Raw genomic sequence first — 24,266 nt, 5'->3', positions numbered from 1 at the left:
GTAAGCGCTTAGTAATCCACCGTCGTGACTAACAGCGGTACTTTTGAAATAATAATAACAACTAAACATATGGAGCATTTCACTCCAATTACTATTCGTTATAGTTCGTTCATATGGAGCGTTTTACTCCATATCGAATATGATATTCAAAGTGGAGTGTTTCACTACACATGGAGGTTGTTATTATGCGAAGCAAATTTACTAAGCAACAAAAGTTTGACATGGTAATGGAATGTCGCAACAGCGGTTTATCCGATTACATGTGGTGCAAGAAGCACGATATCCAAAGCAGCACCTTTTATAGTTGGGTGAAACAGTTAAAACGAGATGGAGCTAATGTTCCTGAAAGAACATATGCCGAAGATTACCATCTTGATTCAAAACCAGATATCGTGAAACTTGAAATTGTCGATGAACTTCCTGCTGAAAAGCCACCAGTGGTTCAGCAGCTTCCATCAAACAATTGTGCCATCGAAATAACTATAGGACAGGCATCGATAAAAGTTTTCAATGATGTTAATCCAAAGTTATTATCTCAGGTTATGACCTGCCTGGGAGGTTGCGTATGATTGGTGATATCTCCATGGCAGATAACATATATATCATCTGTGGTTACACAGATATGCGCAAGTCCATAGATGGACTGTGTGCCGTAATTAAGGATCTGCTCGAACTCGATGCAGAAAATACCACATCGCTTTACCTCTTCTGCGGTAAGCGTAATGACAGGATAAAAGCACTGTATCATGAAAAAGATGGTTTTGTGCTTTTATATAAAAGGCTCGATTACAAGCTTGGTAAATACAAATGGCCACGTAATAAAAACGAGGTCAAAACCATTACCTGGCGACAGTTTGACTGGCTAATGTCAGGGCTGGATATCGAGCAACCAAAGGCAATAAAAAGTGCCTAAAAGCCTTGATTTTACTGGGTTTTTACCCCTAAATCTGGTATAATAAATGTATCAGAAAAAGGAGTTTTAACAGGTAAATGTCAGGTGCAAATGATATCCAACTCAGGGATCTGAGGGATACAATTTTACAACTGAATAATACAATCAACACTCAGACATCGCTTATTATGTCGCTTCAAAAGTCTATCGATGAGCGCAATGCCAGGATTGATGAAAAGGACCAGGTCATAGCAAATCTTCAGGCACAGCTTGATTATCTTAAGAATAAGCTGTTTGGTTCTACCAGTGAGATTCGTAAAAACGATATCCCTGGTCAGCTCAGTCTCTTTGATGCAGCTGATGCAGATGATAAGCCTGCCATTCCAGTTGAGCCTGAGATTATCGAGGTTAAAGCTCACACTCGTGAACGTAAGCCAAAGGCTACCTATGATGAAATCTTTGAGAACATCAAGACCACACAGATTCCTGTTGAGGAACTTCCAGAGGAAGAACGTAAATGCCCTGAATGCGGTAGTGTAATGGTTCCTATTGGAACAAAGGTAGTTCGCACTGAGGTAATCTATCACAAGCCTAGCTTGGAGAGAATTGAGTACGTGGCCAGGACGTACTGTTGTCCTAACTCCGAAAAGGAAGCAGAAACTTACTTTGCCTATGATAAATGTAAAGCTGCATTGATTGAAGGTAGTTATGTTTCTTCAGGCCTTGCAGCACATGTGATGTATTACAAGTATGTCATGGCTTGTCCGCTATACAGGCAGGAACAGGATTTCTTGCATCTCGGTGCCAAGATTAGCAGAGCTACCATGGCGAACTGGATTATTGCCTGTTCACAGGATTACATGGTTCACATGTACGATTATCTTCATCGAAAGCTATGCGAGAGGATGTTCCTCATGGCTGATGAAACTCCTATCCAGGTTTTAAAAGAACCTGAACGAAGACCACAGTCGAAATCCTATGTATGGGTATTTCGAACTGGCGAAGACCGAGGAGTTCCAATAATCCTTTTCAACTATGCACCAACAAGAAAAGGTGCCAATGCGGCAGACTTCTTGAAGGATGCTCCCGAAGGATATTTCCTTATGACTGATGGCTACAAAGGCTACAATAAAGTACCTGATGCCAATCGATGTGCCTGCTGGGCACACATCAGAAGGTATTGGCTTAGAGCCATTCCTAAAGGTCATGAAACGGATTACACTCATCCAGCGGTACAAGGACTTCTATACTGCGATAAGCTGTTTAGTTATGAAAGAACCTATAAAGAGAAGGGACTTTCAATTAAACAGATTTATAAGCGTCGTCTCAAGGATCAAGAGCCTGTGATAGATGCTTTCTTGGCGTGGCTTGATGGACTTACACCTAAGACTGGCGATAGTATAATCAAAGCGATTAACTATACCAACGGATGCCGACCATACCTGAAGAACTATCTTAAGGATGGAGCTTGTAGCCTTAGCAATAATCTAAGTGAAAATGCAATCCGACCTGTTGTAATGGGCAGGAAGAATTGGTTATTTAGTGATAGCCAGGATGGTGCTAATGCCAGCATGGTAATCTACTCACTGATTGAAACCGCTAAGGCTAACGATATCGATCCTGAAAAATATCTCGAGTATCTTCTCGAGAATCGTCCAAGTGCTGATTGGTCAGACGAGGAACTTGAGCATTTAACTCCATGGAGCGAAGCTACTCGAGAAACATGCGGTATATAAAATGGAGTAAAATGCTCCATATGTTGAATGTCTGGCATCCGGAAGGATGCCTTTATTCATACCCTACGGGGTAATACTAAGCGCTTACGGACATTCTATACATTCAGAAAGCCCTTTGCATTGTACATCGCATTTTGTACATGTATAGCAATATCCTTGAACATTATTTGTTGATAATATTATGTAACGCATATTTACCCCTTATCAAAACACTGTTTACGACAATCATTATGCCTTTGCTTTGTGCAAGCATAGCAAAATGCCTCTTTAATTGTTTCATTCAATACAATATATTTCATATCTTAGTCTCTCCTTTCATTTTTTTATAATAAATGTAGCTACACATTATTATTCCTGCGAATAAGAAATCGCTTCAACATTAACATTTTCATTTGGAGTTAATGTCATTGTAAGTGAGCCTTTAGCTTTCTTACCTACAATTTTGATTCTACTGGTTCCCTTATTAAGCGAAATCGTAAATGAACCATTAGCCTTATTTCCATCTGTGTTTTCCCATAAAGTTTTTATTTTTTTATCAGTTGTTATTTCTATTATTTTGAATTTTCCAGATGAAATATTTACGTTGTACGCACATTCTACGTTTGCTGCTTTGGATGCATCCATTTTCCAGATTACGTCGTTTCCAGTAAATGAAAACTCAATGCTGGCAGTTTCTGAATCTGCGACACCATCCTTTTCCCAGTATGAATAGCTACTACCGTCTCTTATTAATATTTTTTCATTGTCATAGTTGTCGTTATTTCCACCAAACCATGATCCAAACCATGAACCTACTCCTGCAAACAGAAGTATATTCAGACCCACTAGCATTGCTACTAAACTCTTCATTTTAACTCCTTTCTCTATACACATTCTTTTTCCTTTAATGACTTATATTCATATGTATACTTAATCATTTCATTAAAATGATATTTCCACTTTTCACAATTAGCGCTTTTTTCATTCTTTAATTTCATATAAGGACAACCACCCATACATATAGGTAATAGATTACATGATAAGCACTCCCCTTCGAATGGATTTACCTCGACCCATTTTATACTTCTCATCGTCTCCTCCACTTTAGGATCCTTAAGACGTAGTACATTTCCTACAGCGTCTTCTTCTGAACCGATATTGTTCCAACACTTGTAAATAAATCCCTTAGGGTCAACAACAAATGAATTTATCTGATCCGCACAACAATAATTACTCTTTATTCCTGGGTAATATGGATAATCATCTGCATTGAATCCATGCTTATGTAATAATTTTTGTAAATTGATATTTGCAGAGGAATATTCCTTTGTTGATAAGCAATTTCCAGCGATAGAGCTACATGCCTCAGTGTATGCTGTTACCTGTCCAAAATTGATATGTAAATCCTGCAAACCATTTTCTTCCAAAAATGTAAGCAGCTCCTCCACATATTCCAAGTTTGTTTTATCTATGTTCACTCTGATATTTACATTAATATCATTCTTTTTTAGCAGCTTTATATTCTTAATGATTTGATTAAAACTTCCTGTTCCATCTTTCAAAATACGTCTTGTATTATGAATTCTCTCTGGACCATCAACTGTAATTTGGCAGCTCATTATTTGAGCTTCTTTCATTTTTTCCACTACCTGTTCGGTAACCAAATATCCATTTGTAACCATGAATGCGGAGTATTCAATTCCATTCTCCTTACATAAATCAATAAGCTTTGCTGACAAAGCAAATACCACATCTTTTCCTATTAATGGTTCTCCGCCATACCATGTAACACTTAAATCTCCAAGATATTTTGCATTCTCTTTTACTAATTCAATTATTCCATTCTGTACTTCCTCAGACATTTGCTCATTCTGTGGCGTCTCGTAACAATAAGGGCATTTGAAATTACAAAATAATGTAGGTGCGATTGTTAGTCCAAATGAGTTATTTGAATATTTTCCTCTTTTATTTATAAACTTAAGTTGTTCAATTTCATCTACGCAATCTTCAATTATAAAATTACCCTTTTTCATATCTTCAACTAGTTCTTTTTTTTCTGGCGATAGAGTATTAACATCTATTGTTTCGATTTCATCTAATATGTTAATGAAATCATCTTCCACCTCTGCCAATGCGCAGCTTGAGGAATTAAATGCCAGTTTAACTCCATTTTCCAATTCATTAATAATGTTATACTTAGATTTTTTCATAATATATTTCCCTATTCTCCTTTTTAGTTATTCTTTCTAGTACTTTACATAATGAGGGTCACACTGATAATCGCACTGTACGCATTTATAACAATATGCATCTGTAGATATTAAGTTTCTACTTCTCTTTGCTTTTACTATGTATTTCATACTGTCTCCTTTCATCCAATTCTTATTACCTCGTCAGCATTCTCCATTAGTTGTTCATCATGAGTAATAATCACAAATGTATATTCCGGTACTAATTCCTTTAATGCGTTACCTATCAATTCCCGGTTTCCTCCGTCTAACGCTGATGTTGGTTCATCCATTATGATTATGTCTGCCTCTTTAATTAATGCTCGCGCTATTAATATTCGTTGAGCTTGACCTCCGGATATATTAATTTTGTCTGTGATAATTGTTTCAAATCCATTTTTCAATCGGCATATATCGTCATATATATTTAGCTTTTTACATATCTCATATATCTGCTCATCTGAAATAGATGGATCAAATAATCGGATATTCTCTTTTATAGATACATTAAATAATTGATTGTTCTGTGGCACATAAGATATCTTTTTATTTGAGTTGGCCCTATCTTTACCATCAATTAATATTTGGCCTGTATCTGGATTAAGCATTCCCATAATCAGGTAGCTCAATGTAGTCTTTCCACAACCTGAATTTCCTACTACACATGATATTTTGTTTAAACCAATATCTACATTTAAGCCATTGAATATCTCTTCAGATTGGTCATATCTGAATTTTAAATTTCTTATAGCAATGACATTTTTTTCTTCTTTTTTTTCATCAGAGGATGTGTTATTCCTCTCCTCTTCACTTTCCTCCTGCACAAATTCATCTATTCTATCAATGATTGGTTGGATTGCTTTAAAATCAAGATTGCAATTTAGCAAACTAATAATTGGTCCTACTATAAGTTGAAAGTAAAGTATCAATCCAACAATATTTCCTATGGTTAATGTTCCTTTTGCAAAAAAGCCTATTCCGATTGCATAAATTAACATAATGCATATAACCGTCATTGCTTCCAGTAATGATGCAAACAATGTATTGGCGTTTCTTATTCTTATGTTTTTATGCTTATTTAGCTCTATCTTTTCATCAAATAGCTTTCTAGCTATTTTGTGAAGTTCGTATATTTTAATGGATAATATGTTTGTTGCACTATCACTTATTAAAGCTGTCACATCATCCAATGATTCCTGGCGTTCTAATGAAAGCCTTATATTTTCTTTGCTTAATTTATCAATAATAACAATTCCTACTATCAAGATAGCCCCAATGCATAATGTGATTGGAACAGATATCACCATCATTCCAACAAGCACACATAAAATCAGTAAGCTGTTTTTCAGTAATACAACAAACACATCTGATACAAAATCGCTTAGCATTCTAGAATCATTTATTATCCTAGACAATATTTCACCATCGTTATTGTCATAAAAAAAAGTAATTCTCTTACTGATAATTCCCGAATACATTTCATTTCGTAAATCCTTTGTAATTCGTTCTGATATATTGATGAATATTCTACTTTGTATATATGACAATATAGGCTGTAATATCAGAACAATAAAAAATAAGCCAAAACACTTTGTAAGTCTTATGTACTCCTTGGTAAATAAAACATCATCTATTATGTATTGGGATAACACAGGACCTATGTAAACCATACCTGAATATAAAAAAGTAACTAATAGCCCCAAGCATTCTTTTCTTTTATACCTATTCAGTAACCCAGCAATAAAAGCTATGTACCTATTTTGTTTCATCTATATTTCCCTTAAAAATAATGTTTTATATTCGTTAAAGCCTAAAACCTTTATGTTTTTATAAAACTTCTCGTTACTTGCAAAAACATGCGCTGATATATGTTGGATTCCTTCTTTTTTTCCTACTTGCATCACCGTTGCCAAAAACCTATGCACCATTCTTGAATTTCTAAATGATGGTTCTATATAACAATGCAAAACATATATACTTGGTTCATCAAAATCGTGCAGTCTTTCTTTTCTATATGCTTCAATAAATCCAACTATTTTGTTTTCACTTTCTGCAACATATATGATTGTGTCTTTATCATTTATCAAGTTGGCATAATTATTTTCAACATCATCAAAGGTCACCTTTTCCCCGGTTAATTTGAATGTATGATCCTCTGCCAAACATTTCCATAATCGAAAAATCTCATCTGTATCCTCAATACAAGCTTCCCTTATTACGTAATTCATTTCTGCCTCCTTATATTAAATATGTTACTTAATCGATATTTATTCTCAATACTGCTTTGACAAACTACGTTCTTTTTTTGATGAACAACACAGAAAAAGACCACAGCTTTCGCTGTGGCCTTTTTACATTCTAGAATGGAGTTATGGGAATGTGAATTATAGTAATTTTTTGAATTCGTCATATACGAACTGTACCTGAGTTCCAATGACTACCTGTACTGATGTTTTGCCTGGGCGAATCATGCCGGCAGCACCAGCAGCTTTTACAGCTTTTTCATCAATCACTGACTGATCCTTAACTTCAAGTCGGAGTCTTGTTGCACAGTAGTCAGCTGATGTGATGTTTTCTTTTCCGCCGAGAGCAGCTAAAACTTTTGATGCTACTACAGCGTAGTTGTTATCTGAAAGCTTTGCATCTTTATCGATTTCACCGAAGAGTTCTTCGTCATCCTCGCGTCCAATTGTTTGGAGGTTGAATGCTCCAATCATGTAATAGAATACAAGGTAAAATACTACAAATGCTGCGATGCCAAGTGGAATAATCATCCATGTGTTCTTAGCAGCTGGAAGTGATGCAGAGAAGATTAAGTCTGTCGCGCCAGCTGAGAATGAGAAGCCTGCTCTAAATCCTACCAAGCCTGTGATAATTGTAAACACACCATAGAGGAGTGCGTATACTACGTAAAGACCTGGAGCAAGGAACATGAATGCAAACTCGAATGGCTCTGTAACACCGCAAACGAATGCGCAGATTGCTGCAGATGAAAGAAGACCAATTGCAACCTTTTTCTGATTTGTCTTTGCGCGTCTAATCATTGCGATTGCAGCACCAGGAATACCAAACATCATACATGGGAAGAAGCCTGACATGTAAAGTCCTAAATCCCAAGATACATCAGCAGATGTCTTGCCTGCCCAGAAGTTTGTTAAATCACCAAGTCCGATTGTGTCGAACCAGAATACGTTGTTAAGTGCGTGGTGAAGACCTGTTGGAATAAGAAGTCTGTTAAGGAATGCGTAGATACCAGCTCCAACGATTCCCATCTTTGAAACTCCTGTACCGATTGCTACAAGGCCTGCGAAAAGTAATGGCCATACAAAGAGCAATACAGCTGAAACACAGATAGAAATGAGACCTGAGATAATTGCTACGCTTCTCTTACCACTAAAGAATGCTAACCAATCTGGAAGCTTTGTGCCTTTAAATTTGTTGTAGCACATAGAACCGATTACACCGGCAAGAATACCGATAAATGGATTTTCAATCTTATCAAACGCCATCGAACGTGAAGCGCTTTCTGCGATTGAAGGCATGATTGTTGTAACAAATCCTGTAGCAAGAAGTGTTGTCATAATTAACCATGAAACGAGAGCTGCTAATCCGCCTGTACCGTCATGGTCATCTGACATACCAACACCTACACCGATAACAAAAAGTATTGCTATGTGGTCAATTAACGCTGCGCCAGCTTTTACCAGGAACAATCCGATAAGCATCTTTGCACCGGTGATATCTCCTCCTTGCATTGTTGCTGGGCATAAAGCGTATCCGATACCCATCAAAAGAGCACATAGAGGTAATACCGCTACGGGCAACATAAGGGCTTTTCCAAGTTTTTGTAAAAACTTCATACATTATCCTCCTTTTTATCCCCTAACTCCCTAATAAGATTCCTTATTAAGTACTACCTAAATTATAGTCATTTGATAAAATCTGTGTCAACGAAATCGCCCTACTCTGAAACCTCTTTCATGTTTGTAGCTAACCTTTCATTTTCCCTGACAGTACTTTCACGCAAAAGAAGCCCAAGCATACGCTTGGGCTTCCTTTCATGTATTTGGGTTTTATTAAAGCTTTCCACCTGATGTAGCAATACCTTCGATGAACTGCTTTTGGAAAATGACATAGAGAATAATCATTGGGAGGCATGCGATTAATGCTGCCGCCATAAGTTCTGGGTAGTTCGATGAGAACTGTCCTTGCATCTTTGAAAGTGCACTTGCAAGGGTTGTTTTGTTTGTGTCAGGACAAACAATCATTGGCCACATCAAATCCTTGTAAGCAAATACTGCTGTAAAGATTCCAAGGGCTACCATAGCTGACTTTGTAAGGGGCGCCATGATAAAGAGGAAGGTTTGTCCGATGTTACAGCCATCCAGTCGGGCTGCTTCTTCAAGCTCCTTTGGCAAGCCCATGTAGGCCTGACGAAGAAGGAATGTACCAAAGGCTGATACCAGACCTGGGAATAAAAGTCCAAGTAAGGAGTTGGTCCAGCCAAGCTTACTTACCATTACGTACTGTGGGATGATGAAAATCTGTGATGGAATCATCATCTGGAAAAGAACCAAACCAAACATGAAATCCCTGCCCTTAAACTGAAGTCTTGCAAATGCATATCCTGCAAGTGTAGCTGTGAGGACTGCACACAAAACTCTAAGGGCAATCATCATTATTGTGTTGAAATACAGTCTTCCAAAGTTTACGTTATGAAGAACTTTTACAAAGTTTTCTACCCGAAGCTTTGATGGAAAGATTACGAATGGATCCATCTGAGTAGATTCGCCAACTGTCTTGAATGCTGTGAGCACCATCCATGCAAATGGCACCAGCATTATAAACGACATGATTATAAGAATTATATAAATAATTATTTTATTTTTACGTCCCATTTTTCTCACCTCACATTAGTTGTAGTGAACCCACTTCTTTTGACCAACCATCTGTAATACAGTCAAAAGCATAATTACTACAAGAAGCACTACCACAACTGTTGCTCCGTAGCCCTTGTTGCCCTGTGTAAATGAGTATTTGTAGAACAAGCTTACAAGTGACTGCGTTTTAAACAGTGCAGGATTGTTATTGTCGATTACCATGTAGATAACGTCGAATACCTGCATAGCTGCAATGACTCTTGTAACCAATACGAAGAAGATTGTTGGAGAAATAAGTGGAACTGTAAGGCTGAAAAACTGCTGTACTCCATTTGCTCCATCTATAGATGCAGCCTCATAGTAGTCTCTTGGGACTTCCTGCAAGCCTGCCAAAAACAAAACCATATTGTAGCCGATGATTGACCAGATACCGATGATTGCGATTGAATAAATTGCAATGTCTGGATTTGAAATCCAGTTGGTCTTTCCTGGCAAGATATGATTCAATAGTCCAAATTCAGAATTATATAACCATCTCCACACCATGGCGATTGCTGCTGGAGCGGCAACCATTGGCAGGAAAAAGATGGTTCTAAAGACACTTCTACCTTTTATTTTCCCATTTAAAAATACAGCTAATACTAACGAAATAATGATAGAGATTGGTACCTCAACTACTGCATATTTAATTGTGTTCCACAATGCCTGCCATACTTCAGTATCTGAGAAAACCCTTTGATAATTACCGAGCCCTACAAAAATATTTCCTTTGCCAAAATCTCCAGTTTTGAAAAAGCTCTGATATATAGTTTGAAAAATTGGAATGATGTTTAGGATGATTAAACCAATCATTGTTGGCGCAATGAAAAGCCATCCCCAAATAAATTCGCTTCTTTCGCGCTTTGTAACTCTTTTTTTATCCATAACATTAGTCTCCTGCTTTAAGACAGACAAGGTGCAGTATGGACTACTGCACCTTTATCTGCAATTTAAACAATAATAAAGAAGAAGTTATTCCTCACTGAGGGTCTGATTCATGCTGTCACAGATTTCCTGACAAACTGTTTCTACGTCCTTTTCGCCTGTCCAAGCTTCTTTAAGCTTTTCTGTCTGCATATCTTCCCAAACTGTTGTGTACTTTGAATATGGACGGAATACTAAGTCTGCATCAAGCATATCCATATGTCCGCTTAAGTCGAATACATCTGTGCAGTTAACCCAAAGGTCTGAGCATCCTTCGTATGCTGACATTGTTACGCCAAGCTCTGCCTGCTTCTCCTGCATTTCCTTAGAGCCGAGCCATTCGATAAGTGACCATGCTGCATCTGGATTCTTTGTGTTTGCTGATGCTGCCCAGCCAAGTCCGTTGTAAATAGAAACTCTCTTACCTGTTGTAGCATCCTTTGGAAGAACTGCTACATCACAGTTTGCTGCTGTGTACTCGTTGTCCTTGAAAGCTGATACCATCCAAGAACCCTGTGTTACCATTGCAACCTTTCCTGACTCGAAAAGTACATCTGCTGCAGATTCTGAGATTGTGTTAAGGTCTGGGCAAGAGCCGTCCTGAACCATATCTACAAACATCTGAATTGCCTTGATTGTGTTAGGGTTGTCATAGCCTGAAGACTTCTTGTCGTCGCTGATGATTTCTCCGCCCATTGAATATACTGCGTTGTAGAATGAGTCCTGGTTGTTTGAAGGTGCAATTGCATATCCCCAGTGCTCATCGTTTGTAAGCTTTGCTGCTGCATCTACGAATGTATCCCATGTCCATGTGTCATCTGGATAGTCAACGCCCATCTCATCAAAGATTGTTTTGTTGTACCAAAGTGCGATTGTATCGATATCCTTTGGAACTGCGTACTGCTTGCCACCTGACTGATACAAATCAACGATACCTTCGTAGTAATTTGCCATGTCAATCTTGTCGCTAGCTTCAATCTTGTCTGTCAAATCCATGAGCATGTCATTTTCCATGTACTTCTGTGCCTGATTTGAGTGCATCCAGAATACATCTGGAAGCTCACCGCCTGAAGCGCCAGCCTCAAGGAGTGTCCAATAATCATCCCAGCCAACTACCTGGATAGTAGCCTTTACGCCAGACTGCTCTGACCACTCGTCAATGATTTCCTGCAAACCAGCTCTTTGGTTTTCATCCCAAATAGATACTGTAAGTTCGCCTTCTACGCTTCCCTTCATCTCTGTTGCTGTAGCATCGCCACTGTCTGCTGCTGCATCTGATGAGCTATCCCCAGAGCCACCACATGCCATCATTGACACTGCCATTAATGAAGCAAGCAATAAACTAGTTACTTTCTTTACCTTCATAATAACCTCCCTTTCGGTTTTGCCGATTTTTATTCTAAATTCATATTAGCTTTCTTTAGCATATCTTTATATGGATTAATTATTCCAAAAGATGTCATTTTGTGACTTTCCCTTTTAGGATATACATGTGAGTTGTGTAGTCTCCATCGCTCTCATACCAGTGTCTTTCCTTGTTCATAAGAGAAATCCCGGCATTCATCAAATAGTCACCATAAATATCATCCTTATCATTTATCGTATATACGATATCTGGATTTAACCCCTGAAGCTTTATTCTCTCTATTCCCCAGTTTGGAATGTTTTCTGTTTTATGTGTGGTAACGATTGCTGTCTGCTTGTCATCGGAAACAACCATCCATGCAGAGATGTTGTTTTCAAATGGAGACTGTAGACGGTAATAATTGCCGTACTGGAACAGCTCACGGTACTCCTTCATAAACTTGATTTGCTTTTTTACACTTTCGAAATCCTCTTCAGATATTTCATTCAAATCAAGCTCGTATCCAAATGTGCCATAGTAAGCCACATTAGCTCTATCGTCTATAGTCATATCGCGATGTGTCTGCAGATTAGGGGATGCAGATACATGTGAGCCCACCATAGACACTGGGTAGCCGTAGCTGGTGCCGTACTGGATTTTCACTCTCTCATGGCCGTCTGTGTCATCAGAACACCAAGCCTGTGGCGCATAGTAAAGCATGCCTGCGTCGAATCTGGCACCACCGCTGGCGCATGATTCAAAAAGGATATGTGGGAATGCCTTTCTCAATCTTTCATAAAGGCTGTACACTCCCATGATGTATTTGTGATAAACCATGCCCTGCTGATTTTTATCTACATCCTGGCTGTAGCACTCAGTGATTGAACGGTTCATATCCCACTTGATGTAGTCGATGCTGGCGTTTGAAATCACTTCGTGAAGCTGATTGTAGATGTTGTCTACAACCTCTAGCTTTGAGTAATCCAAAACCATCTGATGGCGGCCTAATGTACGAGGTCTGTATGGAGCAGCAAGTACCCAATCAGGATGCTGGCGGTACATATCGGAATCCTCGTTTACCATCTCCGGCTCAATCCAAAGTCCGAATTTTAATCCAAGATCATTTATCTTTTTTGATAATCCGCTGATTCCATCTGGAAGCTTATTTGTATTTACGTACCAGTCTCCCAGTCCAGCGAAATCGTCATTTCTCTTTCCAAACCAGCCATCATCAAGGACGAAAAGCTCCACTCCTGCTTCCTTTCCCTTTCTGGCAATCTTAAGGATTTTTTCCTCATCGAAATCCATCTCTGTAGCTTCCCAGTTGTTTAGAAGGATTGGACGTGGCTTGTTTTTATAGGCGCTTCTCACCAGGTTGTTGTTCATGAGCCTGTGGATGTTTTGGCTCAAATCGTTGAGACCATTTGAAGTGTAGGTGATGATAACCTCTGGAGTGTGGAACTCTTCTCCTGGCTCAAGTGGCCACTGAAACCACTTTGGGTTGAGTCCCATATTGAATCTAAGCTTTCCAAAAGTGTCAGCCTGTGCCTTTGCGATATAGTTTCCGCTGTATACCAGATTGAAGCCAAAGGCCTCTCCCTGGAAATCATCTGCATTCTTTCTTTTGATAATTACAAATGGATTGTAGTTAGCGCTGGAATGACCACGAAGGCTTTCGATTGCAGTGATGCCTGATGATATATCTCTTTCCTTTGGGCTACGCTCTCTTCCCCATGCACCTTCAAACTGAAGCCATGTGAAGCTGGTATCTGGAAAATCAACATTGCAGCTAAGTGCCTGCTCAAGCTTTAGCTTCTTGTCTCCAGTATTCTTTAGCTTTGTATGACGGCAGATGGCAGAATAATTCTCCCAAACTGTATAGCACAAAGTCACTTCAAGGCCAGATATCAAATCCCTGCAAACTATCTCTAATGACTCTGCCTCATCATCCTCATTTGTGTATGTGGCTGGAAGGCCTGGAATAGGTGCCTTGCCTTTGTATATTCTATGAAATTGGTAAGTAAACTTTGTCACTCTAGAACCGTTGTCCTGAAGAACTTCATATGCGCTTGAGCCGAAATCTCCATCGCCAAAGGCTGGGTACTCCAAAAGGGCCAGCTCTTTAGTGTATTTCTCATCATCCTTTTCGTTACAGCACAGCGGTCTGATGCCAAATGATTGATAATCCTGCAATCTTTGTTCTGTATGTATTGGCTTTCCAAAATACAACTGGCCAATATCTCCATCCTGACAAATACCGATTACATAGCTTAGCGATTTATTAAATATATGAAATTGCTTTTCCTGCTCATTAAAAATTATTCCCATATTTTCTCCTTTGCCCTTCTTTTTTGCTATAATCATTATATTGATTACGTAGAACAATTAAGATGTTCCAATTATTCATGTTCATGTCACTATGTGACATTTGGGAGAATCATATGGAAATTAGAGGCGTTGATAAATGTCGATTTGTAGACATCACTACCTCAAATGATTTTTATCTGTTTGAGGTGGGACGATATAAATGTGAGCCACATTATAATTATGGCCCTATCATCCGCACTAGAACTATCTTTCACTATGTTATTTCCGGTGTGGGATATCTGTATATGAATGATAAGAAATATGAGATTCATGCAGGCCAAGGCTTCCTGATTCCGGCCAAGGTGAAAGCCTATTATGAAGCGGATTCCAATGATCCTTGGGAGTATACCTGGATACATGTAGATGGACCACGTGTTACAGAGCTTTTTAATTCAGCAGGAATTTCTTTGGACCAGCCTATCTTTACTCCTAATGGGGATGCCAGTGAAATCATAGATTGTATAAATCGTATATACGATAATTATGATAACGAGTGCTATTGCTATGCCATGGTTTATCAACTGTTTGGCTGCATCATGGCAAAGTCCAGCACCAAGACTGAGTCAACCGAGGTGGACCCTCGCCTTGCCTATGTAAAGAACGCCATCAGATATATTAGGCTGAAATATTCCGAGCCTATAAATGTGGAAGACATCGCCAATGCCTGTGGATTAAACAGGAGTTATTTGACCCGTGTGTTCAAACATGCCACCGGCTACACACCTCAATCCTACCTGGCCACTTACCGCATGAAAAAGGCCTCTGAAATGCTTTTAAAATCAAATGAAAGTGTCAATACCATTGCCTTTAATGTAGGATACTCTGACTCCTTCACTTTTTCAAAGGCATTCAAAAGATACAGCAATCTATCGCCTAGCGAATATCGCAGCAATCACACATAACAACAAAGGTCGCAAAGCTTAATGCCTTGCGACCTTATTTTTATTCATCTGCATCTTCTGATGTTTCAGATTCTTCTAATTCTGCTTCATCTTCTTCCTCTACATAGTTTGGATCGAATACGGTGTACTCATTTGATTCGCGGAAGATAGTGTTTGAACTACCTACCTGACAAACCTTGATTGTATCGCCGTTTTGTACGTCAGAAGCCTTTATTGAAAGAACCTGTCCAGATTCGTATTTAGTTGAAACTTGTTCGTCATTTACATATACCTTAGACCACTTGGTAAACTCATCACCGTAGATGTGCAGCCTTCCGTTGAAGAAGTATGCGCTGTCGATTGTGACATCATTTACACCCATTACTAAGTCTGAAGGGCCGTACTCTGTGCCGACTTCATATGTGTAACGATCTCCGTACATGATATCGTACTGAAGCATACGTAAGTCGTTCATGTATTCACTAGTTCCACGCTCCTTGCCCTCAGCCATTGCTGTCTGGTGATATGCGTTGATGTTACCGTTGTGAATGTTGAGTCTGTTTAAGAACTCTGATACAAGCTGGTATGAAGCAAGGTCCTCATCAACCTTTTCCATACCGAAGTTGTTCCATGTGAAGTACTTTGTCTTGTAAAGGTCACCTGTGGCAACCTCATCGTTTGTAAGACCCATAGTTGGAAGGTGGTCACCAAACATGATAACAAGTGTATCCTCACCTCTGGCATCAAGTGCCTCGATGTACTGCTTAACAAAATCATCTACGTTGTAGATACGGTTGATGTAATATTCCCAAGCCCAGTTTTCTTCTTCTGTCTTACCAACAGCGTTGACCTTGATAGCTGGATCTTCCTCAACCTGGTAAGTTGGGTAGGCACCGTGGCCTTCAACTGTGATTGTGTAAACGAAATCACTCTCTGGTGTGGAATTCATGGCATCGAGAGTACCATCAATAAGGATGTCGTCTGTAGGCCAGTTTCCAAGTGGAGTGTAATCTGTAATATCTAAAAGCTCCTTAGATGTGAATGTGTCAAATCCCATCATGGAGAATGCGTTTGCTCTTGAATAGAAGTTACCACCATTGTTGTGGACAACGTGAGTGCTGTAGCCATCTTCTGAAAGAACATCAGCGTAGCTCTCAACATCTGTCTCCTTAAGGATGGTCTTCTGTGGGTACTCTCCTGGGCCGAAGAAGTTGCAGCTAAGTCCTGTAAGAACTTCGAACTCAGAGTTACATGTGCCGGCACCAACTACAGGAACGATACAGTGGCCTGTAGAGTAATTCTGCTCAAGGTAGTGAATGTAAGGAATTGGGTCCTCACTTGTCTCGATGAAATCTGCCTCAGATACATCGTAGAATGACTCAAGCAGGATAACAACGATGTTTGGCTGTGAGTCGTCCTCAGATGGAATCTCAAGTGTGCTTACATAAGCAGAATCTTCATCAACGATGCTTTCGATCTTGCTCTTTGAATAACCAAATGGGCGATTCATACCACGGTCAAGAACCGAAGTAGAGAAGCCATATAAATAACCATAATCCAAATATCCCTGGGCAAGGTTGCCGAAATAGGATGTCATGATTCCTGAGTTTCTAAGAAGCAATGTGGATGGATAAAGGGAAACCCAAAGGGCCACCACAAGTATCAATCTCTGCCAGAATGGCTTACCGTTCTGCTTTTTCTTGCCATTCTTTAAATAGATAATCATGATGATTATGTAGATTACCAAAGCTGCGATTGCAAGCATAGCTTCTTGTGCTGAGAAGTAGTTGGAATCCTGCATTGTCAGCAAATCACTGATCATGTATAGGTCTGTGTAGCCAAATGGTGAAACACGGTTCAACAGAATGACGCAATTTATAATACCAAGGATTATAAATATCATGCTGATGAATACTCGCCACCAACCACGTCTCTTACTAAGGAACACAATCGAAAGTGCTACGAATATACAATATGAATTGAATAGGTAAGGTCCTGTGTGATTAACTACGAAGCCGCATGCCTCTGTGAATGAATGACGGGACATCCACTCCATAACAAATATCAGAAGCATAGCCAGTGGAATGTGCATCCAGAATGAGTATTTATCCCACAACATCAACCATGTTTTATGGAATTTACTTCCTATATAAGACTGAACAGCCTTTGAATTAGCCAGTTTAATAAATGGCTTTTTTATGTTCTTTCCCAGCCATACAAAGCCAGACTTTATTTTTGAAAAAAATCTTTTCATGAATCCTCCGATTAGCACAAATTACATCTAATCTAATTTAATCAAGACAGTATGAAAAAATAGTGATAAAATGTTAAATATTCAGAGCCTATCAAAGAAAATCATTTCTTATTAAAGATAGGACATCTGAATATCTTAAAATCAAAATTCCAACGGATTATAACACTTAAAAGATATTTAATCAAGAAAGCGAGAATATATGAAGTTACAATTCTATAAGAAGGGCATCCCTACAGAAATCCTTAAGCGAGTGGGTATTTTAGTGGTTGTTTTTGTGGTTTCAGTGGTGTTTTTCGAGATAGTCACAAATATCAGCGAGCCACAGGAGGTGACCGCCCAGTCCTCTCCTACGCTGCCAACTGTCACCATCGATTATCTGGGTGACGCTACAACAGAGCTTCACGGCTATGTGGCAGAGATGGACCCAGCTTACATGCGAGACGCCATTATACCTTTGGACTCTGAAAGAAACGTATCTATAACAGTGGATTCCAAGGACTATGATGTGGATGGATTGTCATACGAGATACGCTCTTTGGATACACAGCGAAACATTTCGAATAACGAGCTGGAATTCACATCTAAGGACGGCATTCTTACCGCCAGCTTCCAGGCTGAAAACCTGATTGAAAAGAACGAAGAATATCTTCTTATTCTTACAATCACAAGCGGTGATGATGAAATCTACTACTACACCAGAATCATGCAGCCAGAAGGATGTAACGAAGAAGAGATATTAGATTTTGCTCAGTATTTCCACAACACTGCTCTTTCAGAGGATGCAACAGATTTGGCTACATATATCGAGCCTTCATCTTCTGCATCTGAGGATTTGAACCACGTTACTATCAATTCAAATCTTGCTCAGATTTCCTATGGTGGATTTGATGGCACGCAGGTAGGTGATGTTAATACAGCGCTCACTGATATCAGCAGCAACTACATCAGCCTTACCTTCACTTACCTATTAAATAGAGATAACTCAGGCAAGTCAGAATATTACACATGCGTAGAGGAGTTTAGAATCCGCTATACTTCCGACAGATTGTACCTGCTTTCATACGACAGAACAATGGAGCAGATTTTGGATGACCAGTCCGTTTCATATAGCAAAAATGTGCTGAACATCGGCATCACTGATCCTGATTTGCAGTACATGTCAAACGAAACTGGTACCATCGTTTCATTTGTACAGAATGGTTCACTATACGAATACAATCAGACAGACCGCACATTAAAGCAGATTTTCAGCTTTGTGGACGACCCTACTGACAGCCGTTCTATTTATGACCAGCACCAGATTCTTCTTCTAAACATCGATGAATCTGGAACAATGGACTATGTTGTGTATGGATACATGAATTCCGGTAGCCACGAAGGCGAATGTGGTATCAACCTTTACCACTACGATGCAATCGAAGATACTTCCACTGAGCAGGTGTTCATCACCTCTACAAGCTCTTACCAGATTTTGAACGCCAACTTCTCTGAGCTTTTGTACGAGACAGCTGACAACCAGTTCTACATCATGGTAAACGGAACTCTTCTATATATGAACTTAAACGAGCTTACTACCAAGGAACTGATGACAGGCCTTGATGATGCTCAGTATGCTGTTTCTGCATCCCGCAGATACCTGGCTTGGATGGATCAGGAGGATATGTCAGATTCAATCCACATCATGGATTTGGAGACTGGAGATTCTTATGATATTACAGCAGGCACAGGACAGCTTTTGAAGCCACTGGCCTTTTTGGATGACGATTTGATCTATGGTACTTTAAATGAAAACGATATCACTACTGACGGTGCCGGCTCTACTGTTTATCCAATGTACAAACTGACAATCGCAGATATCTCTTCTGGCTCAGGTCGTGAGCTGATGACATATCAGAAGAGCGGTTACTATATTACAGATGTTTCAATCGAGTCCTACACCATTTATCTGGAGCGTATTCAGATAGATTCTGAAGGAATTATCACCGCCGCTGATGGGGACACCATCAAAAACAGTGCCGGTGAGCAAAACAAAGCCGTTGATGTTAGCACAATATCAGACGATGCCAAGGAACAGGTTGTTGTTCTCACCATGGCTGAGCTGGAGGAAGATGAAAAGCTTGGCAAGGTTGATTACGATGTGCCTGGCCTGGTACTTGCCGATGGCAGCCACTCTATCTCTGTTGCCTCTGCCACAAGCTCTACACAGTACTTTGTATATGTAGGCAGCAAGGTTTCGCTGGCCACTGATGATTTGAATCGCGCAATCACAGAGGCCGATGAAAACATGGGTATCGTGCTTGATAACACACCTAAATATGTGTGGAAACGAGGCCGCAAGTCATATCAGAATGCAATCACAGGAATCGCTGTTGGTTCAAGTGATTCGGAGGCTTCCGGCAGCGCCAGAGCTCTTTCCGCTATGCTTGTTCAGGCTGGGGAAAATGTGCAGGTGCACACACTATTAGAATCCGGAGAAACACCTATTTCGGTGCTTTCAAAGACATTAAAGGATTACGACATCCTTGATTTAACAGGATTGTCACTTAGCCAGGTGCTCTACTATGTAAACCTTGGCACACCTGTGTACGCATACACCGGTGATGACACAGCCGTGCTAATCGTAGGATACGATGCAAGCTCCATCATATACTTCGATCCGATGACTAGCCAGAATCAAAAAATGTCACTAACCGAAGCTAGTGACTATTTTGAATCATTTGGTAATGTCTTTGTATCATACATACAGTAAACTATATATGAATAATAAAACCGCAGCATAATAAGTGCCTAGATTCACATAGTGAACCAACCGCTTGTTGTTGCGGTTTTTATAATGGTAGAAATATAGGAATAGTATTGTGAAGTCGCTGAACAGGAAAAGCATTCCCGCGATGCCAAGGATTGGTGTGCCGTTGAGGCCGCATTCCAGGGCCTTTAAAGTCATCGTGGATACGAAGTAGCAGTAGATTATGCATGGCACGAAGAGGCTGCCCATATGGAGGTGACACCACTTCTGCATGCCTATGAGTATCAGGCATGGAATCACTGGCACGATGTATACTAGCACATTGGTGCCTACCGTGATGCGACACATGTAGTTAAGCAGTCCTACATGGCCCAGCATAAAGGCTATAATGCCGATTTCCATGGCTTGTTTGCGACTGTAGGTATTGTATAGGCCCATCATCAAATCACCTATAAAACAGGCTAATAGGGCCCACAGAAGCAAGCCTAGTCTTTCTGAATACCACTGATTGATAAATAGAATAACCAAAAAGGAGATACTACAGATCACCTTTAATGGGACATAGTATCTCCTTGAAAATCTATTATCACATACAGCAAATAATGCAATTATAAGTGCTACATAAATAATAGTTTCTATTATCATATTTTTCACCCGACTTATTCGTCGTCTCTATCACCTGCAAGAATAGCCTCAAGCTTCTTCTGCTTGCTGAAAAGAATTGTACCTGCTCCAAGTAAGAAGATTGCTAAGCAAAGTAAATATCTGCTATCGAATCCATCTGCTGTAGTAGGTGTTGTATCCTTTGTGTGTCCAGAAGAGATTGAACCGTCGCTGCTTACCTTGTAAGTAACTGTAGTTGTTGTCTTTCCTGTGATTGTAAGTAATGTCTCTGCCCAGCCGTCTGTGTACTCAAATCTGACTACGTGGTCGCCAGCTGAAAGGCTTGAAACATATGATGCTGTAAGAGTGAGGATTGTTGAGCCTGACTCTACAGTAAACTGGTTCTGAGCAAGTGTTACGCCATCAACCTTGATTGCAACGATCTTATCAAGTGGGCCGTCACATGTAATTGTAACTGTACCTACATTTGATGGTACCTTCTGGTTTGCACCAGCTGTAACTGAATACTTTGAGTTGCTTGTTGTCTTGCCAGAAGCTGTTGTTGCTTTGTACTTGAATGTAACTGTTCTGTCTGCGTTGACTGTGCCTGACTGGTTCTCTGCGCTTACATATTCGTATCCAGAGTATGTCTTTGGATCGTAGCTGAATGTGTCGCCCTGAGAGTATGTATCAGTCTGACGTGTCTTTGTCTCAATCTTCTTTGTCATTGTCTGGTCGTAGAATACGTCGTAAACTGTGACCTTAAACTTCTTTGTAGAAGATGAAGATGCTGTGCTCTTCTTATAAGTAAATGTGGCTGTCTGGCTGTTTGAAGCTGTGACAGTGTATGTTGTTGTGCCAAATGCTGTGTAGCCATCTACTGTAGGAGCTGTGATAACCTTGCCAGCTTCCTGTGTGTAGGATGTGATTGTACGCTCGCCGATGTATGTTGTGCCATCGTTCTCGTAGAAGTTACCCTTGATTGTAACTGTGTAGGTAGGTGTTGTGCTTCCGCCGCCACCTGACTCTCCACCGGATGAGGATGAAGCCTTGTATACGAAACTGTATTCTGCATTAGCTGTCGCTGCTGCAAATGTAGGTGTTGGTCCTGATACATAAGTGTAAGTTGTTCCGTCAAATGTCTTTGTTGTTGCCGGCATTGATGGTGTTTCACCTTCAACAACTTTTACTATTTCAGTTTTAGTTGTACCTGTTTCTGCACCTGTAGAATCCTGTAATACGTAGTTGTATGTAATGTCGTAAGTGGTTGCCTCTGTGTAGATAAAGCTATAAGTAGCATCTGCTGTTACTGTTTCAAAATCAGGCGTTGGGCCTGATACATAATTATATGATACGCTGTTAAATGTCTTTATAGTGTCTGGCAGCTCTAAATCATCATCTTCATCATACTCTTCAGTCTCTGTTCCAATTTTATTGGCTGTTGAAATAGAGTCCTTGTAGTATTCGAATGTAATTGAATATGTTGTTGTAGATGATTCATCGAATAAAATTTTAACATTTCGTCCAGCTTTTATTAATTTTTCGAAATATGTAACCACTTCCGATGTGCTTGATAAAGCCTCAGCATGAACTACTGTACCATTTGCTGGCCATGAGCTGTGAGTGCCAATTGTTGCATCAGATGCAAATGTTAGGTCTGTAACATTGCTTCCATCAAATGCTCCAGATTTAATCGTCGATACTGAACTAGGAACTGAAAATGTTGATCCCACTGAAGCAGGAACCTTTACCAAGACTGTCATACTACTATCCGAATAAGTAGCACCGTCATCTGCTGTGTATGTACCGTCATCATTTGTTGATGCAAGCGATGTACCAAGAGTATCAGCTGGTAAGCTATATAATTCTAATGAATCAGTGCTGAAGGTTGTAGTTGTTTCATCTGAAGCATCAGCTGCGTCTTCTGATTCTTCAGTCTCCTCGGTCTCTGCCACCTCTTCAACATCTTCTTCAGTTGTATCTGGGTCCTCATTCAGAACTTCGTCCACGATAGTCGTGTCCCCGTCTGCAATCGAAATTGAGCTGCCAAAGAAGGTCCAGCCCGTCAGAAGAATAGATGCGCTAATAAGAATACATCCTATTTTTTTCAATAATCCCTTGTTCTTTTTCACCATAGCATTCCCATCCCTAAATCCAAGTTTTTAGGCTCTGTTATTTTTTATTTGACTCTCTTTGCAACTACAAACATGCGACCGTCTTCGGTGTAGCTATTGCAAGTGCTAAGGGTCAAAATCTTGTCCGTAGAACTAATGTCGATTGTCTCGTCGTATACCGATAAACTTTGGATGTTATCTAAAAACTCCTGGAGCTCTGAGCCTGTAACTGCGTCGATGAAATCGTAGTATTTGTAGCTGTCGTCATCATCATAACCCACTGCTGACAGCCCCACACCTACAACTTCGTACTCTTGCTCCTCGTATAGAGTTTTAAAGATTATCGTCTTATGCGACTGATAATAATCATAGTCTAAGTATCTTTTTAATCCACCAAACATGGTTCCAGATCTCATATTGTGACCATATATGATGGTGTTAGTGGTCGGATTAACTATGTCGCAACGATAATCGACGAATAAAGTACCGGCGGTACTCGTTTCTCCATAGAAATCTCTTCTCAAATAATATTCCGGGTCGTTTGGAGTCTGACATACTGGATAGTTGATATCCGTGTCAACGACTTCCAAAATCCCTACAAAATCGCTATTTTGCGAGTATAGCTCAGTCATATCTGGAAGAATCTCTCGCTCATCTGCTGCATAATTCTTATCCCAAGGACTTACTATTAAATCCTCAGTGATTTCATTAGCCTCTGCATTTGAGTCCTCCACAGAATCTATATCGTCATTATCATTATCAATATTAACGTTATTTTGTGAAATATTAGTGTTTTGGGTATTATCTTCTCGATTTTGTATCTCTGCAGCTATCTTTCTGGTCTCGTAAACGTCCTTTATTTCTACCCCAGCATATACTCCAATGAGTACCACCGCCATGGCTACGAATACAAGTCCCAGGCGTCTGGAGCTTTTTGCCTTGGTTGCTGCCTCTTCGATTATCTCTCTATCGTCTAGAAGTCCTGCAGATTTGTTTGCCACAATATCTGCCACGTGCTCTGTGTACTGAGCACCGATTGGACTGTTGAATGTAATGATGCCATCACGAATATCATTATATAGGCGTAGGGCAACCTCTGGATCTTGTATATCAAGCTCCTCATTGATGCACTCTATTTTCTTAACGTCCTCTTGGGCTGCACGATATTCATAGTGAGTTTCAAACTCGAACCCACCAATACTAAACCTTTTCTTGTCTGACATATATCGTTCTTCCTATTGCACATGATACTACAATATATTGTATCAAATTCAATAG

18 protein-coding genes are annotated in these 24,266 nt (G+C 39.8%); 5 read left to right on the top strand and 13 right to left on the bottom strand.

What is annotated here, in order from left to right:
* The first annotated feature begins 185 nt into the window (after nucleotides 1–185).
* From tnpA to tnpC, 3 genes are all read left to right on the top strand, one after another.
* Nucleotides 186–569 (top strand): IS66 family insertion sequence element accessory protein TnpA, encoded by a 384-nt coding sequence (tnpA, locus tag BM102_RS12045; RefSeq protein WP_242942880.1) that lies wholly within the window; start codon nucleotides 186–188, stop codon nucleotides 567–569.
* Nucleotides 566–913, top strand: a complete 348-nt coding sequence (gene tnpB, locus BM102_RS12040; protein WP_015550389.1) for an IS66 family insertion sequence element accessory protein TnpB — start codon at nucleotides 566–568, stop codon at nucleotides 911–913. Before tnpA ends, tnpB begins: the two co-directional genes overlap by 4 nt.
* A gap of 77 nt (nucleotides 914–990) precedes the next feature.
* Complete coding sequence (gene tnpC / locus BM102_RS12035) at nucleotides 991–2,628, top strand: IS66 family transposase (protein WP_090477637.1); 1,638 nt, start codon at nucleotides 991–993, stop codon at nucleotides 2,626–2,628.
* Nucleotides 2,629–2,976: 348 nt separating this feature from the next.
* On the opposite strand, the gene BM102_RS12030 is transcribed toward tnpC, so the two are convergent.
* The 9 genes from BM102_RS12030 to BM102_RS11990 form a co-directional block, all read right to left on the bottom strand.
* Entirely contained in the window at nucleotides 2,977–3,477 is a 501-nt protein-coding gene (locus BM102_RS12030) for a hypothetical protein (protein ID WP_143085493.1), read from the bottom strand.
* A 14-nt stretch (nucleotides 3,478–3,491) separates the two neighbouring features.
* Nucleotides 3,492–4,817 (bottom strand): radical SAM/SPASM domain-containing protein, encoded by a 1,326-nt coding sequence (locus tag BM102_RS12025; protein ID WP_090482334.1) that lies wholly within the window; start codon nucleotides 4,815–4,817, stop codon nucleotides 3,492–3,494.
* 161 nt (nucleotides 4,818–4,978) lie between these two features.
* Nucleotides 4,979–6,604, bottom strand: coding sequence for an ABC transporter ATP-binding protein (locus tag BM102_RS12020; protein WP_090482329.1), 1,626 nt, complete (start codon nucleotides 6,602–6,604; stop codon nucleotides 4,979–4,981).
* Entirely contained in the window at nucleotides 6,605–7,063 is a 459-nt protein-coding gene (locus BM102_RS12015) for a GNAT family N-acetyltransferase (protein ID WP_090482325.1), read from the bottom strand. It lies immediately after the preceding gene.
* A 156-nt stretch (nucleotides 7,064–7,219) separates the two neighbouring features.
* The gene (locus BM102_RS12010; RefSeq protein WP_090482322.1) at nucleotides 7,220–8,695 is read right to left on the bottom strand and encodes a PTS transporter subunit EIIC; all 1,476 of its coding nucleotides are present in this window, start codon (nucleotides 8,693–8,695) and stop codon (nucleotides 7,220–7,222) included.
* Between the two features lie 216 nt (nucleotides 8,696–8,911).
* Nucleotides 8,912–9,733 (bottom strand): carbohydrate ABC transporter permease, encoded by an 822-nt coding sequence (locus tag BM102_RS12005; RefSeq protein WP_074789430.1) that lies wholly within the window; start codon nucleotides 9,731–9,733, stop codon nucleotides 8,912–8,914.
* A 15-nt stretch (nucleotides 9,734–9,748) separates the two neighbouring features.
* On the bottom strand, nucleotides 9,749–10,639 hold the full coding sequence (locus BM102_RS12000; RefSeq protein WP_090482318.1) for a carbohydrate ABC transporter permease: 891 nt from the start codon (nucleotides 10,637–10,639) through the stop codon (nucleotides 9,749–9,751).
* 87 nt (nucleotides 10,640–10,726) lie between these two features.
* Complete coding sequence (locus tag BM102_RS11995) at nucleotides 10,727–12,043, bottom strand: ABC transporter substrate-binding protein (RefSeq protein WP_090482315.1); 1,317 nt, start codon at nucleotides 12,041–12,043, stop codon at nucleotides 10,727–10,729.
* 94 nt (nucleotides 12,044–12,137) lie between these two features.
* A complete protein-coding gene (locus BM102_RS11990; RefSeq protein WP_090482312.1) occupies nucleotides 12,138–14,351 on the bottom strand; it encodes an alpha-galactosidase in 2,214 nt (737 codons plus the stop codon).
* A gap of 113 nt (nucleotides 14,352–14,464) precedes the next feature.
* Here BM102_RS11990 and BM102_RS11985 point away from each other — a divergent pair, with 113 nt between their 5' ends.
* The gene (locus tag BM102_RS11985; protein WP_177194965.1) at nucleotides 14,465–15,292 is read left to right on the top strand and encodes an AraC family transcriptional regulator; all 828 of its coding nucleotides are present in this window, start codon (nucleotides 14,465–14,467) and stop codon (nucleotides 15,290–15,292) included.
* Nucleotides 15,293–15,332: 40 nt separating this feature from the next.
* Here the strand turns inward: BM102_RS11985 and BM102_RS11980 are convergent, their stop codons facing one another.
* Nucleotides 15,333–17,525, bottom strand: coding sequence for an LTA synthase family protein (locus BM102_RS11980; RefSeq protein WP_090482306.1), 2,193 nt, complete (start codon nucleotides 17,523–17,525; stop codon nucleotides 15,333–15,335).
* 199 nt (nucleotides 17,526–17,724) lie between these two features.
* Between BM102_RS11980 and BM102_RS11975 the strand changes: the two genes are divergently transcribed.
* Nucleotides 17,725–20,274, top strand: a complete 2,550-nt coding sequence (locus tag BM102_RS11975) for a hypothetical protein (protein ID WP_090482303.1) — start codon at nucleotides 17,725–17,727, stop codon at nucleotides 20,272–20,274.
* Here the strand turns inward: BM102_RS11975 and BM102_RS11970 are convergent.
* The 3 genes from BM102_RS11970 to BM102_RS11960 are packed head-to-tail and all read right to left on the bottom strand — an operon-like array spanning nucleotide 20,260 to nucleotide 24,211.
* Complete coding sequence (locus tag BM102_RS11970; RefSeq protein WP_074789408.1) at nucleotides 20,260–20,916, bottom strand: lysoplasmalogenase family protein; 657 nt, start codon at nucleotides 20,914–20,916, stop codon at nucleotides 20,260–20,262. The two genes, BM102_RS11975 and BM102_RS11970, sit on opposite strands and share 15 nt — an antisense overlap.
* 14 nt (nucleotides 20,917–20,930) lie before the next feature.
* Nucleotides 20,931–23,009, bottom strand: coding sequence for a hypothetical protein (locus BM102_RS11965; protein ID WP_090482300.1), 2,079 nt, complete (start codon nucleotides 23,007–23,009; stop codon nucleotides 20,931–20,933).
* Between the two features lie 44 nt (nucleotides 23,010–23,053).
* Nucleotides 23,054–24,211 (bottom strand): class B sortase, encoded by a 1,158-nt coding sequence (locus BM102_RS11960; protein ID WP_090482297.1) that lies wholly within the window; start codon nucleotides 24,209–24,211, stop codon nucleotides 23,054–23,056.
* Between the last annotated feature and the right edge of the window lie 55 nt (nucleotides 24,212–24,266).

The organism is Pseudobutyrivibrio sp. JW11 (assembly GCF_900115355.1).
Classification (GTDB): Bacteria; Bacillota; Clostridia; order Lachnospirales; family Lachnospiraceae; genus Pseudobutyrivibrio; species Pseudobutyrivibrio ruminis.
This window is presented reverse-complemented; position numbering and strand designations above follow the sequence as displayed.

Bases quoted from the DNA above. Each gene is read 5' to 3' on its own strand.
- BM102_RS12000 (WP_090482318.1), bottom strand. From the start codon at position 10,639: ATGGATAAAAAAAGAGTTACAAAGCGCGAAAGAAGCGAATTTATTTGG.
- BM102_RS11965 (WP_090482300.1), bottom strand. From the start codon at position 23,009: ATGGTGAAAAAGAACAAGGGATTATTGAAAAAAATAGGATGTATTCTT.
- BM102_RS12020 (WP_090482329.1), bottom strand. From the start codon at position 6,604: ATGAAACAAAATAGGTACATAGCTTTTATTGCTGGGTTACTGAATAGG.
- BM102_RS11960 (WP_090482297.1), bottom strand. From the start codon at position 24,211: ATGTCAGACAAGAAAAGGTTTAGTATTGGTGGGTTCGAGTTTGAAACT.
- BM102_RS12015 (WP_090482325.1), bottom strand. From the start codon at position 7,063: ATGAATTACGTAATAAGGGAAGCTTGTATTGAGGATACAGATGAGATT.
- BM102_RS11990 (WP_090482312.1), bottom strand. From the start codon at position 14,351: ATGGGAATAATTTTTAATGAGCAGGAAAAGCAATTTCATATATTTAAT.
- tnpA (WP_242942880.1), top strand. From the start codon at position 186: ATGCGAAGCAAATTTACTAAGCAACAAAAGTTTGACATGGTAATGGAA.
- BM102_RS12025 (WP_090482334.1), bottom strand. From the start codon at position 4,817: ATGAAAAAATCTAAGTATAACATTATTAATGAATTGGAAAATGGAGTT.
- BM102_RS11985 (WP_177194965.1), top strand. From the start codon at position 14,465: ATGGAAATTAGAGGCGTTGATAAATGTCGATTTGTAGACATCACTACC.
- BM102_RS11980 (WP_090482306.1), bottom strand. From the start codon at position 17,525: ATGAAAAGATTTTTTTCAAAAATAAAGTCTGGCTTTGTATGGCTGGGA.
- BM102_RS11995 (WP_090482315.1), bottom strand. From the start codon at position 12,043: ATGAAGGTAAAGAAAGTAACTAGTTTATTGCTTGCTTCATTAATGGCA.
- BM102_RS12010 (WP_090482322.1), bottom strand. From the start codon at position 8,695: ATGAAGTTTTTACAAAAACTTGGAAAAGCCCTTATGTTGCCCGTAGCG.
- BM102_RS12030 (WP_143085493.1), bottom strand. From the start codon at position 3,477: ATGAAGAGTTTAGTAGCAATGCTAGTGGGTCTGAATATACTTCTGTTT.
- BM102_RS11970 (WP_074789408.1), bottom strand. From the start codon at position 20,916: ATGATAATAGAAACTATTATTTATGTAGCACTTATAATTGCATTATTT.
- BM102_RS12005 (WP_074789430.1), bottom strand. From the start codon at position 9,733: ATGGGACGTAAAAATAAAATAATTATTTATATAATTCTTATAATCATG.
- tnpB (WP_015550389.1), top strand. From the start codon at position 566: ATGATTGGTGATATCTCCATGGCAGATAACATATATATCATCTGTGGT.
- BM102_RS11975 (WP_090482303.1), top strand. From the start codon at position 17,725: ATGAAGTTACAATTCTATAAGAAGGGCATCCCTACAGAAATCCTTAAG.
- tnpC (WP_090477637.1), top strand. From the start codon at position 991: ATGTCAGGTGCAAATGATATCCAACTCAGGGATCTGAGGGATACAATT.